The 11,354-nt window shown below is 68.9% G+C and carries 17 protein-coding genes; 10 read left to right on the top strand and 7 right to left on the bottom strand.

Annotated features, from left to right (window positions below):
• The first annotated feature begins 110 nt into the window (after window positions 1-110).
• The 3 genes from CJZ98_RS16255 (at window position 111) to CJZ98_RS16245 (ending at window position 2,600) form a co-directional block, all read left to right on the top strand.
• Entirely contained in the window at window positions 111-1,280 is a 1,170-nt protein-coding gene (locus CJZ98_RS16255) for a LysM peptidoglycan-binding domain-containing protein (RefSeq protein WP_094592167.1), read from the top strand.
• Window positions 1,281-1,349: 69 nt separating this feature from the next.
• Complete coding sequence (locus CJZ98_RS16250; RefSeq protein WP_094592166.1) at window positions 1,350-2,303, top strand: hypothetical protein; 954 nt, start codon at window positions 1,350-1,352, stop codon at window positions 2,301-2,303.
• A 21-nt stretch (window positions 2,304-2,324) separates the two neighbouring features.
• On the top strand, window positions 2,325-2,600 hold the full coding sequence (locus CJZ98_RS16245; protein WP_094592165.1) for a hypothetical protein: 276 nt from the start codon (window positions 2,325-2,327) through the stop codon (window positions 2,598-2,600).
• A gap of 40 nt (window positions 2,601-2,640) precedes the next feature.
• Here CJZ98_RS16245 and CJZ98_RS16240 read toward each other — a convergent pair whose 3' ends face one another.
• From CJZ98_RS16240 to CJZ98_RS16220, 5 genes are all read right to left on the bottom strand, one after another.
• Complete coding sequence (locus CJZ98_RS16240) at window positions 2,641-2,859, bottom strand: hypothetical protein (protein ID WP_094592164.1); 219 nt, start codon at window positions 2,857-2,859, stop codon at window positions 2,641-2,643.
• A 480-nt stretch (window positions 2,860-3,339) separates the two neighbouring features.
• A complete protein-coding gene (locus CJZ98_RS16235; protein WP_232756560.1) occupies window positions 3,340-3,678 on the bottom strand; it encodes a hypothetical protein in 339 nt (112 codons plus the stop codon).
• A 115-nt stretch (window positions 3,679-3,793) separates the two neighbouring features.
• A complete protein-coding gene (locus tag CJZ98_RS16230; protein ID WP_094592163.1) occupies window positions 3,794-4,060 on the bottom strand; it encodes a hypothetical protein in 267 nt (88 codons plus the stop codon).
• Window positions 4,061-4,111: 51 nt separating this feature from the next.
• Window positions 4,112-4,855 (bottom strand): L,D-transpeptidase, encoded by a 744-nt coding sequence (locus tag CJZ98_RS16225; RefSeq protein WP_094592162.1) that lies wholly within the window; start codon window positions 4,853-4,855, stop codon window positions 4,112-4,114.
• Window positions 4,856-4,951: 96 nt separating this feature from the next.
• The gene (locus tag CJZ98_RS16220; protein ID WP_094592161.1) at window positions 4,952-5,152 is read right to left on the bottom strand and encodes a hypothetical protein; all 201 of its coding nucleotides are present in this window, start codon (window positions 5,150-5,152) and stop codon (window positions 4,952-4,954) included.
• A 262-nt stretch (window positions 5,153-5,414) separates the two neighbouring features.
• Here CJZ98_RS16220 and CJZ98_RS16215 point away from each other — a divergent pair, with 262 nt between their 5' ends.
• From CJZ98_RS16215 to CJZ98_RS16185, 7 genes are all read left to right on the top strand, one after another.
• Window positions 5,415-6,323 carry a major capsid protein gene (locus CJZ98_RS16215; protein ID WP_261352428.1) on the top strand — a complete coding sequence of 303 codons (909 nt, stop codon included), beginning with the start codon at window positions 5,415-5,417 and terminating at the stop codon, window positions 6,321-6,323.
• A gap of 79 nt (window positions 6,324-6,402) precedes the next feature.
• Window positions 6,403-6,837 carry a hypothetical protein gene (locus tag CJZ98_RS16210; RefSeq protein WP_094592159.1) on the top strand — a complete coding sequence of 145 codons (435 nt, stop codon included), beginning with the start codon at window positions 6,403-6,405 and terminating at the stop codon, window positions 6,835-6,837.
• A 10-nt stretch (window positions 6,838-6,847) separates the two neighbouring features.
• Entirely contained in the window at window positions 6,848-7,519 is a 672-nt protein-coding gene (locus tag CJZ98_RS16205; protein ID WP_157911049.1) for a hypothetical protein, read from the top strand.
• Window positions 7,520-7,599: 80 nt separating this feature from the next.
• On the top strand, window positions 7,600-7,842 hold the full coding sequence (locus CJZ98_RS16200; RefSeq protein ID WP_094592157.1) for a hypothetical protein: 243 nt from the start codon (window positions 7,600-7,602) through the stop codon (window positions 7,840-7,842).
• A 40-nt stretch (window positions 7,843-7,882) separates the two neighbouring features.
• Window positions 7,883-8,560: a hypothetical protein gene (locus CJZ98_RS16195; protein ID WP_094592156.1), complete on the top strand. Its 678-nt coding sequence runs from the start codon at window positions 7,883-7,885 to the stop codon at window positions 8,558-8,560.
• Window positions 8,561-8,572: 12 nt separating this feature from the next.
• Entirely contained in the window at window positions 8,573-9,622 is a 1,050-nt protein-coding gene (locus tag CJZ98_RS16190; RefSeq protein WP_094592155.1) for a hypothetical protein, read from the top strand.
• A 3-nt stretch (window positions 9,623-9,625) separates the two neighbouring features.
• A complete protein-coding gene (locus CJZ98_RS16185) occupies window positions 9,626-9,820 on the top strand; it encodes a hypothetical protein (protein WP_094592154.1) in 195 nt (64 codons plus the stop codon).
• Window positions 9,821-9,831: 11 nt separating this feature from the next.
• Here CJZ98_RS16185 and CJZ98_RS16180 read toward each other — a convergent pair whose 3' ends face one another.
• Together CJZ98_RS16180 and CJZ98_RS16175 are read right to left on the bottom strand one after the other, a co-directional pair.
• A complete protein-coding gene (locus CJZ98_RS16180) occupies window positions 9,832-10,461 on the bottom strand; it encodes a sigma-70 family RNA polymerase sigma factor (protein WP_094592153.1) in 630 nt (209 codons plus the stop codon).
• Between the two features lie 370 nt (window positions 10,462-10,831).
• Entirely contained in the window at window positions 10,832-11,044 is a 213-nt protein-coding gene (locus CJZ98_RS16175; protein WP_157911048.1) for a hypothetical protein, read from the bottom strand.
• Window positions 11,045-11,354: the final 310 nt, after the last annotated feature.

Below are 11,354 nucleotides of genomic sequence, written 5' to 3'. Positions count from 1 at the left end.
GCTGTGTGCCTGGTGCGTTTCATGGTCGAGTCCCCGGCCCAGTCTGGCCGGATGAGGACTCTCATTCACCCTGGACCGGTTTCCGGGGTCCACGTCAGCGGGGCTGAGCGATGGAGCAGCCCATCTCGCCGCTGAACCAGGGCCTCAACCCCCTGCGGGATACGCCGCTGTGGGGCCAGCTGGTGTCTCTGCCTGCAGCCGCCCCGGCGATCGACAGCCGGGTGGGTCAGACCCTGGCTGCGCCTCTATGGCTGGCCTTGCAGCCCTACGCCAATGCCCGCCTCTGCCTCTTTGAAGTCGACCGTCCTGAGAGCCGCAGTCCGGTTCCGATCCGCCGTCATGTGATCGACTGCTTCCTGGAGCAGAGCGGCATCGTCAGCGGCTACAACGACACCGCTCTCACCGACCCGGGTGACGTGCTGCTGCGCGGCTACCTCTGCCGCGCGGCGATCCTGCCGGTGAGCACCAGCAACACCTTCGACTGGCTGGCGGCAGAACAGGCCTGGGCCACCCCAGGCTTCCGCGACGAGGCGCCGCTGCCCTGGGACCCAACGCTGCTGGGCACGGTGCAGGCCCCCTGCCAGGGGGTGATGTGGCTGGGCGACCTGGCCCTGCTCCAGCCGCAGGGCGGACTGCCATCTGGCGGGCGGGCCCAGTTCGCTGGTTGCCAGGTGATGCACTTCGGGGCGGACTACGGACCGGGTGGCATCGGCCTGCTGCTGCAGCCGCTGCTGGGGGAAGCGATCCAGCTGGTGCTCAGGCCCCACAGCGTGCTGGTGCTCAGGGCTGGCGACACCTTGAACCTGATCGCCGAGCGCTATGGCACCACCGTGGCCACCTTGCGGCGGATCAACCCGCAGCTGGAGAGCACCCAGACGATCACCGCAGTCGAGGGGGATTCGCTGGCGGTGCTGGCGGGTCGGCACGGCACAACGGAAAGCAAGCTGCGCAGCCTCAACCCAGTGCTTCAGCAAAGCGAGCCCTACGTCACCGGTGAGGGCGAGACCTTGAGCAGCGTTGCCAGTGAGCAGAACCTCAGCCTCTCCCTGCTGCGCGAGTTCAATCCGGAGCTGAGCAGCTGGCCCAGCGAGGAACCGCTGCCGACGGGCACCACCCTGCTGCTGCCCGTCTATCGCTCCACGACGCCCATTCCTGCGGGGACGCAACTGCTGGTGCCTGGCTACATGCCCTCAACCCCTCTGCCGGCGGGGGACTGGATCTACCTGCCGGCCAGACGCTCTGCTCCTGTGCTGGATGAGCTGCCTGAGCAGGGCTTTTGAGCAGCTGGCAACAGAGAGAGCGAGCGCAGCCCGGACGGGGCGCCCGCAGCACCACAGCCGTGATGGGTGATGCCCTCTTCCTTCTTTTTCTCTGATTCCAGCGGCGCCAACAGCGGCGCTGCTCCAGGTCCCCAGGGCCCTGCTGGCCGATGGCAGACCTACCGCCAACAGCAGCAGCAGCCCAACCAGGGCCCTGCTAGCTCGGCCCCACCTGCCACCGACGCCGACCTGCTCGACAGCGACGGCGCCGGTGACGCGGGTCTGGATGCTGCCGACGGCGACGACACCCTCGACCTCTCCCTGTCCCAGGACCCTGGTGTCAACGGCAGCGACAACGACGACCCCCCTGCCGCTGCTTCCAGCAGTGCCGATCCCCTGCGGGCCGAACGGCGCCGCAGCAACCAGCTCGAAAAAGAGCTGCGCAAGGCCCGCGCCCAGCTGTCGCGCTTCTCGGAGATCAACCCGGACGAGTACGCCCGCCTGCAGGACGCCGAGCGCAAGCGTGAGGAGTTCGAGCGCCAGGTGGGCGAGCGTGAACGCCAGCTGAATGAGGCCAACCTGCGCCGGGTGCGCAGCGTGGAAAAGGAACGGGACGAGGCCCGCTCCCAGGTGCAGAACCTGCGCAAGGAGCGCTTGATGGAGCGCCTGTTCTCAGAAGCGGAAGGCCGTGTGGGCGGCGACGAGCGGGGCACCTTCTTTGACACCTTCGTGACGCTCTGCGGCGGACACTTCCAGCTGGGGGAGGTGGACGGCCGCGAGCGGCTGCTGCCGGTGGACGGCAAGGGCCAACCCCTCACCGCCGATGGTGTGGCCCTCAGCGATGGCGACTACATGGAGGAGCTGCGCCGCCACCCGGTGTACAGCTTCCTGTTCCAGCAGCGCAGCGGCCTTTATTCGGCAGCTGTGCCTGAAACGGGCCATGAGCACGGCGGCGCGGTGAACCTGCAGACCCTGAGTACAGCCGAGCTCTACCTGGAGGCCGTCAAGGGCACCACGCCCAGGGCGGCTGCACCGCGGCGCTGATCACCCAGCCGGGAGGGAGCAATGGCCTGGTATCTGGTGTTCTGGCGCAACCGCTCCACCGCCACGGTGGTGCCGGCCGCCAGCGCCAGCCAGGCCCGCTTTCGCGCCCAGCGAAAACAGAAGAAGGGCTACGGGGCAATCGTGGCCGCCCGCCGCGCCAATTCAGAGGACTCTCGTCTGATTCGCCGCGGCGTCTGGGTGCGGCGGAGGCGAGATGGCTCCAGCCCCCAGTTCGGCAGTTCTCGATCCAAAGCCAGGGCCCGGCGGCAGCGGAGTGCCTACCGCCATTGGCTGTAAGGCCCGGCCACCAACCGGCGGCCGGGCCTGCCCCCCTGGCTCAGCAGACCGAGACGGTGCAGCCGGGGGTGCCCTGCAGCTTTCGGGCAAAGGCGAAGGCCTTCTCGGCGGGGATCAGCCGCATCTTCTTGACGGGCTTGCCGCGGCGGCCCAGGAACTCGACCTCACAGGGAGTGGAGCCGAGCTTCTGAACGCCGGGCGGATAGCGGTGAACCACAAGCAGGCGGACTTCACAGACGGGGCCTTGGGGAATGGCCATGGCTGGGATGGAGCGGAGAACACCGACCACACGCCCCGCAGGTGAGCACTGGCCAGGGGCGAGCCCCGCGAGCCTTGCGTCAGCCCTGGCCAGCGCGAGCCGCAGGGGCATGCTGCGGAGGGGTTTCGCTCCGCCCGGCCAGCCAGCCCCCAGTGGCAACGGTGCCAGTGCCGTGCTGATTTCTCACCGCGACAGGGGAGCAGAGGTGCTGGCTCTCCTGGGATCGAGGTCCGTCCCAGCTACTCCCGTCACGACTGATGCGGTCTACCGCGCAGCGGCACCTGGCTGTCCGCTCTGCAGCACCCCAGCCGCCGTTTCTCTGTGGCCTGGGCACAAGTCCCGGCCTGGCTGGGGGCAGGGCCCTCCCTGGTGGCGGTCCCTTCTTGCCGCTCTTCATCCCTTGGCCGGAGCCGCGGAGCCCGAGCAGGCGCGAGAGGCGGAACGGATAGGGCCGAAAGGGGCCGAAAGGCCCCCGCAGGATCAGACAGCCGGCATGGCCCCGCTGCTCTGCAGCCCGCCGAGGCGCAGCAGCGCCTCAGCCTCCACCACCTGGCGGTAGCTCAGCTGGGCTTCTGTTTCCAGGGCGCCATCGATCTCATCCACCCGCGCCAGGCACAGCTGAATCGCTGGCAGCACCTCTTCCTCCAGCCGTGAGATCTCCTCTTCTCCATAGGGCCGATCAATCCAGGTGCGGCGCAGCGGCCGGCCGGCATGGCCCCTGAGGATCGATTCAATCGCCTTGCCGCAGGACTCCAGCAGCAGGAATGGATCTTCCTCAGGCCGGCAGAACGGTGAGGCTGCAGATGAGAGCGTGGCCATGGTGATCGGCGCCAAGAGCGGCGCAGCGATGGGACCGATCCCAGCGGAGGCGCGGCCGTAGGACGGGCCTCAGACTGGAGAGACCAGGAGCAAGCCCTCCTCCCGCTCCCAGGCGTTACCGGTCCATCCGCGACAGCGCTGCTCCGCCCAGCAGAGCAAGCAGCAGCTTGAGGGTGGAATCAAAGCCGCCCTGCAGCTGCTCCAGGGTGCCGGGGCAGATCTGCCCGATCGATCGCCCCTCTAACGCCCGCTGCCCGCAGACCCCGGCAGCAAGGGAATAGATCAGCAGCTGGGTGCCGATCACCACCGCCAGGATCTTGAAGACGAACCGCTCGCGGTCGAACGGCGGCTTGGGCGGTCGGGCCAGTGGGCCTGAGTCCATCGCTGCTCTTCCCTCGCGATCAGGCCCCAGCTGGCTGCACCAGAGCCGCCGTCACTTTTTTTCCTGGAACACCCCCACATAGACGCTGCCCTGCCGGTAGAGGGGCAGCACCTTGTCGCGCAGATCGGCGTTGTACAGGCGCACGCAACCGAGGGTGGGGTGCAGGGGCTGCTGCGCAGCCCAAGCGCCGGGCCAGCCGCAGGCCGATCCACCGCCGTGGAGCATGATCCCGGCCCGGCCAACGGCCACCTCTTGGCCCTCCAGCTCCTCCATGTCGAAGGAATACCAGCCGTAGGCCATGGCGGTGTCGCTGCAGGGCGGGTTGGGGTTCTGCTCGTAGTCCGCGTAGAGCTGGCCGAGCCGGTAGAGCCCAGGCGGCGTATCGGTGCTGGTCTGGGTCCAGTCGGTATCGGCGCCTTGGCCGCGGGCCAGGCAGGGGATCTTCCAGAGGAACTGGCCGCTGTGGTCGTAGGCCTCCATGTCCTGGTCGCGGTCATTCACCAGCAGGTAGGTGTCGCCGGGCTGGACAGGGGCAGCCTTTTGGGGGCCGGCCATGCCGGCCTCTTCTGATCCGCGGGGATCGAGGCCGCCGCTGGGGCCTGCTGGTGCCGGGGGCGCAGCGGGTTTCTGGCTAAAGGTGAGCGCCCAGGGGGCCTGCTCATCGAGGACGGCCTCGCTGCCGGGCAGGGCCTTGATCGCGGCATGGAGGGTCCAGACGCCGGAAACCTGCTGGGGTTCACCGCGAAAGGCTTCAAAGCGGTCCTGGAACCGCTCGGGGGTCATCGGGCTGGCCATGGGCGTTGTGCTGCTGAGCCCTGTTGCCAGTGCTGACTTGGGGCCGCTGGCTGCGGGCACAAAGAGAGCGCCCCAGCTGCAGCCGGGGCCGCCCCCTCAGAAGGGCAGCTCGCTCTCGGGGCACCAGACCGGCACCGAAGCTGGCGTGGCCACCTGGCGCTCAAAGAGCAGATCAGCGCAGAGCTGCTCCAGCCGCTCCAGAGGAGCCGGACGGTGGGCCGAGGCCTCTTCCCAGAGCAGCTCCAGGGTGCGGGAGCTCAGGAGCCGGAAGGCGCGGGTGCGGGATGCGGAAGCCATGGCAGGCGTAGCGGAGACCCCGAAGCAGGCCGGGCGGGGTCAAGGGGCAGCCCCCTCTGCAATGCGGAGCGCAGCGCAGCCAACGCACCAGTCCGGCTGACTCGCGTCAGCCCTTGAGGCCGCCCGGACCATGAGGAGGGCTGCGCGTAGCCGATCCACCAGGAGCTGGGCCACCACGGTTCTGTCTCCTCGGTGGTTTGGGGCGTGGGTCACCTGGCAACAGCTGCTGTTGTCACTGGGGCGAGGCCCCGGGAGCGTGCCCTTGGGCCTGACCCTGATCGAGGCGCAGAAATACGCCCGCCGCGCCGAACAGCTGGCGGTGCTCAAGACCTTTGCGGAAGGGGAGCTGCTGCGCCGCCTGCCGTTCCGCAACCTGGTGGGCGGCTCGCTGAGCTTTCCGGCGGAGACCAAGCTGCCCCGCGTCGGCTTTCGCGCCGTCAACGAGGGCTACCGCCAGAGCTATGGGGTGATCAACTCCGATTCGGAGTTCGTACACCTGTTCGGGGGAGACCTGGATGTGGACCGCTCGATCGTGGACCTGCAGGGCCCTGAGGCCCGCGCTGCCCAGACCGAGATGAAGGTGCGCTCCATGCGCCTGACGCTGGAGGCGGCGATCATCAACGGCGACGACACCTTCGATCCGCGGGCCTTCAACGGGCTGAGCAAGCGCCTGGTGCCCGGCGAGGACCAGACGATCGACAACGGCGGCAGCACCCTCAACCTGCTGGCTCTGGAGGCGTTGACCGACAGCGTGATCGGCTACGGCGGCGACAAGGTGCTGATCGCCAGCAAGGCGGCCCGCCGCCAGATCAGCACCGCCTCCCGCCAGGCCGGGGGCGATCTGTATGAGGTGATCGACGGCCGGCACTTCTTCGAGGGGATCGAGATCCTGCTGGTGGAGGAGGACGCCGAGGGCAACGCGGTGCTCGGCTACGACGAACCGGGAGACACCACCTCGATCTACTGCTGCGTGCTCGGTGATGCGGCGGTGTGCGGCCTGCAGGGCCCGTTCGAGGGGCGCTACGGGATCTCGGTGCGGGACTTCGGGGAGGTGCACGACGCGCCGGTGTTCCGGACGCGGGTGGATTGGTACGTGGGCTTTGCCGTGTGCAACCGCAAGGCCGCCGCACGCCTGCACAACGTGGCGCCCATGCCGTTGGTGCTGCCCTGAGCGGCGTTTGATCGGCTCCGCAAGACCCTGGCGGCACAACAGATCTTTTCCCCCTGTTCTTTGTTCTGGAGACCCTTCCATGACCTCTCAAGCCACCCGGCTGCTCGATGCACAAACCGTGCTCGTCGGCTGGATCAACCACTCCGCCACTGACTGCTACGAGCACACCCGCAGCAGCGGTGATGTCGTCAACCTCGGCACCGATCTCGATGCCACCAGCTCCTTTGTGCTGGTGGCTTCCCACCCCGGCCATAGCGGGGCGGTGACGGTGACCCTGGAGCTGGCGCCGCTGCTGGCCGATGGCAACGCCGGCAGCTGGATCACCGCCGCGGCCGTCGCCATCCCCGCCGCAGGCGGCAAGGTCGAGGCGATCATCAGCGGCGCCGCCCTGCTGATCAACCCGGCTGACAGCGCACTGATCACGCCGCCCTGCCTGCGGCTGGCGCGGGCGACGGTTTCGCCTGGCACGCCTGCCGGGATGACCGTGGCGCTCACCGCCAACCAGGGGCTGTGAGGTGAGCGCCATGGGCAACCCACTCGACACCCTCAACGTGGCGGCCGGAGCTGAGGCCCTGCCGCTGGAGCTGCTGCAGCCTCTCGACAGCAGCAACCCCGCCTCCACGCCTGTTCGCCTCTCGGGCCCGGAGCAGCGGCTCAACGTCACACCGGATCCAGGTGTAGGCGATGCAGCGCTGCTGCCGCCCAGCCAGCTGCTGATCGGCAAGGACAGTGCGACCCGCTCGATCTGGCCGGTGCACCTGGCCGGCTGGCAGGCCCTGGGCTGGCAGTTGCTCAGCCCAGCCAGTGGCGGCGATGAGCCGGTCCCGGTGGACTCCGGGGACAACGCGCCGGAACCGGAGCTGGCGGATGCGCTGGACCTCGAGCCCGAGCAACCGGAAGCGCCGGAACCCGCCCCGGCAGCAGATGAGCCCGCCCCCACCGGTGAGCCGCTGGAGACCACCAGCAGCGACGAAGCCCTGCTGGCCACTGAGGCCACCGACTTCCAGGCCATGACCAAGGCCCAGATCGTCGAGTTCTGCTCCACCGTTTACGGCGTGGAGCTCGATGGCGGCCAGACCAAGGCCGAACTGGTGGAGCAGGCCACGGCACTGGAGGCCCAGGCCAGCGGCAGCAGCACGGCCACCAGCGATCCTGCCGATCTGGCGGCCCTGGAGCTGGGGGATGCCCTGCTCTGATCCCAGCAGCCAGCGCAGCCTCAGCCAGCGCATTCCTGGCTGGGGCCTGGCAACAGCTCAGCAGCACTGCCCTGGCGCCGATGGCCACTCCCGATCCGGCTGTGCTGGCCGAGCTGACGGCCCAGTGCCGCAGCAGCAGTCGGCCCCAGGGAGTGATCTTCCTGGGCCAGGCCCAGCTGCAGGACGGCGGCACCCCTGAACCGCCGCCCACCGGCGGCATCACGGCAATGCAGGCACTGGCGCCGCTCATCAGTGCCACTGCTGGCGATGGGGTGGTGGTGCTCGCGCTGGACCTGCGCCTGCTCAGCCCCTTGCCGCACTGATTTCTCCCCTCCACCTCTCTCCCCTTCTGCACTGATCGCCATGGCCACCACCACCGAGAGCCGCACCTCCGGCCGTTCCCTGCCCCAGCCCACGGACCTGCTGCTGGTGCAGCGCGGCAGCACGCCCTACCGGGCGACTGCTGATGAGGTCAAAGCGTTCATGCTCACCCCCGCCACAGCGGCGGCGATCGGGGCGATCAGACCCGGCACCAACCTCAGCGTGGATGCCGATGGCACCCTTCACGCCGCCATTCCCGGCGCACTGCACTACCGGGGTGCAATCGACCCCACCACCGCGGAGGCCCCGGCCGATGCCGCTGTTGGAGACGTGTATTTGGCCAGTGCCGGCGGTCCTGCCCTGGCGAGCTGGAGCGGCATCGCCGGAGCGGAGATCGCCCAAGGGGATCTCCTGCTGTTTGACGGCAGCAACTGGAGTGCCAACGCCGCCCTGGGCCCCGATGGCGCCGGAGTGATCCGCATCCAGGTGGCCGCACCGCTGGCCGTCGATGAGAGCGATCCCGCCCAGCCGCTGCTGAGCGTTGAACCCGCAACCACCGCCGCTGCAGGCGTGCTGCGCCTAGCGGCTGCCGAGGATCTCATCGCCGGCACCGAGGGCGCCGCTGTCGATGCTGCAGCCCTTAAGGAAGCCATGGCCACTGCCCAGCCGGCCGGCGACTACATGCCGCTGGATCTGAGCACCCTGCCGGCCCTGCCCTGAGTACCGCCGCAGATGACCCTCCAACCAGGCGACCTGCTGGCGATCACCCGCCCCACCGGGCCCCAGCCCGGCACCTATCAGCTGCCTGCAGCGGTATTGGCGGAGCTGCTGAATCCTTCGCCGGTGCTGGCTATCAGCGGGGTGCTCTGGTCAACCGTGCGTTCAGCAGCAGATAACAGCTGGCAGGCGATCTGCTGGTCACCGGAGCGGCAGCTCTACGCCTGCGTAGCGGGTAGCGGCACGGGCAACCGTGTAATGACCTCAAGCGATGGCATCCGTTGGAGCGCCCAACCATCAGCAGCCGATCAGAACTGGGTGGCGCTCTGCTGGGCCAAAGAGCTGGGGCTGTTTGTCGCCGTCAGCGACAGCGGACTTGGGAATCGGGTGATGACATCACCGGACGGGCGCAGCTGGACCCTGCGCCAGACGCCGGCCAACAACAACTGGACCGGGGTCTGCTGGGCACCCGAGCTGGGCCTGCTGGTGGCCGTCGCAAGCAGTGGCACCGGCAACCGGGTGATGACCAGCAGCGATGGCATCCAGTGGACGGCCGGCCCGGCTGCCGCTGATCAGGAGTGGCGCTCGATCTGCTGGGCGCCGCAGCTGGGGCTGCTGGTGGCGGTGAGCAGCACCGGCAGCAACCAGCGGGTGATGACCTCAAGCGATGGCCGCAACTGGACACTGCGGACAGCGGCCGTAGCCAACAACTGGACGGCGCTCTGTTGGGCAGCAGAGCTGGGCCTGCTGGTGGCACTGAGCAGCAGCGGCAAGGGCAACCGGGTGATGACCTCCCCCGATGGGATCAGTTGGAGTAGCCGAAGCTCGGCGGCCGACAACGCCTGGACCTCCATCTGCTGGGCGCCGCAGCGGGAGCTGTTAGTTGCGGTGAGCAGTAGCGGCACCGGCAACCGGATCATGAGCAGCTCAGACGGCCTCAACTGGATGGTGCGCAGCTCTCCAGCTGATCTGGGTTGGCGCTCGATCTGCTGGTCGCCCCAGCGGCGTCAGTTTGTGGCTGTGAGCAACAGCGGCGCTGGCAACCGGGTGATGGTGAGCCCCTGAACCATGACTGACACCAAGGCACCCCTGCCAGTGATTGGCTCGCGTTGCTGGCGTGACCAGATCGGCTCAGAGACCTGCGCCACGGTGCTCTGCCTTGCGGCTGAGACGCCCGAGGAGGATCCGATGGTGGAGCTGGCCTACGACGAGGGCGGCAGCGGCTGGTGGCCGCTCTCCACGTTGGTGTTCGAGCTGGCCTGAGTGAAGGAGCCTCAGCCCCCACCAGAGAGCTGCTGGCGGAGCGCCGCGATGGCCTTCTTCTGGGCTCGCTGCACCGACATGGCGCTGATCTCCAGCTGCGAGGCCGCAGCGCGGAGTGACAGGCCCTCCAGGACCGTGAGCCTGAGCGCCGTGGCCTGAGCTGCTGGCAGCTGATCGACCAGCTGCTCTAACGCCAGCGCCAGATCATCAGCGGGGCCGGCTGCTTCTTGCTCTGGGCTGGCCAGCTGATCGAGCAGGCACGGCTCGCCAGCAAAGCTGGCATCAAGGCTGCTGTGGCCGAGTGGGCAATCCCCGGCTTCATGGACGGGCTTGGGCACACGCACCAGCCGCACCCGATCGCGCAGGTGATGCTGCAGGGCCCCGCTGATGCAGCTGCGCAGATAAGGAGCTGCGGGCTCGCCGGCTCTGCAGCGGGGAGCGGAACGGACCAGGGCCTCGCGGGCTACCTGGAGCAGATCCTCCCGCTCCACCAGCGGGAAGAGGCGCCGGGCGGTGGCGGAAGCCAGGGCATCAGCCAGGGGCAGGTGCTCCAGCACCAGGGCATTGCGGGCACGCAGGGCAGAACTGCTGAGAGGCGTGGACTGCTGCTGGCGGCGGGAGGAGGAAGCGGGGGAAGCCACCTGAGGGACGGCGGAGAACCCCACCCCCAACGGCCGGCCGCAACGCCACGGCAAGGACGCCCCGAGGCAGAGCCTCCAGGGGCGCCTGGCCCGATCCTTGATGCGGCGTGAGGACCGGCCGAGGGATGCGGTGGGTGTGCGCCGGTCCGGGGGCAATTCCCTCACCCCACTGCCTGTGCTGCAGGTTGCCCAGCCCAGGGAACGCCCAGTCGAACCGTCAGGCCGTTGCGGTGAGCCGCCTCACTGAGGAACCTGCGGTGTCCGCCCGCTCGCTGGAGAGGGAGGTGTCCATTGCTCCAGGAAGCCCAAGCCCACGGGCGATGCGGCGACACCCGAAAGCCGGAGGCGGAGTGCCTCCGGCCCCGGGAGCTCAGAGCACCCGCACCTCGGCCTGGGGACCAAGCACCCGCTGCTGATTGGCAGCCAGGATCAGGGCCTGCTCGCGAGGCACGTAGTGCGGCTTGGCACTGATGTGCCCCTCGCGATCGAGGAAGAGCACCCGCAGCAGCTGGCCGGCGGCATCGAGGAGATGCACCGAGATGATGCGGATCGGGCAGGAGCGGCTGAGGGGAGTGGCGGCCATGGCTGGGCTGGCGAACGACACCGCCGTCAAGCCCCGGCGCCGCCTGCGCCGCGCAAGGGTCGCGCAGCGACTCGCGTCAGCCCTTGCGCGGTGCGCAAGCCGGGGCAGGCCGGGTGGCGTGATCGCCAGTGCCCAGGGCCGTCTCACTGACCTGTCAAGCCCTGGCTGCGACAGGCATCAACCAGCTGGGTCCTGGCGGATGACCCCCGAGAAGCCCATTGCTTGCCCGGTGTCAACTACGTGGGCGGGTCGCGTCAATTACGTAGGCGGGTAGGAGCCCCCACCCCCTGCCATGGCAGGGGGTGGGGGC

This window comes from Vulcanococcus limneticus LL (genome assembly GCF_002252705.1).
Taxonomy (GTDB): Bacteria; Cyanobacteriota; Cyanobacteriia; order PCC-6307; family Cyanobiaceae; genus Vulcanococcus; species Vulcanococcus limneticus.
The sequence above is the reverse complement of the archived record's forward strand: the minus strand, read 5'-3'. Positions and strand labels throughout refer to the sequence as shown.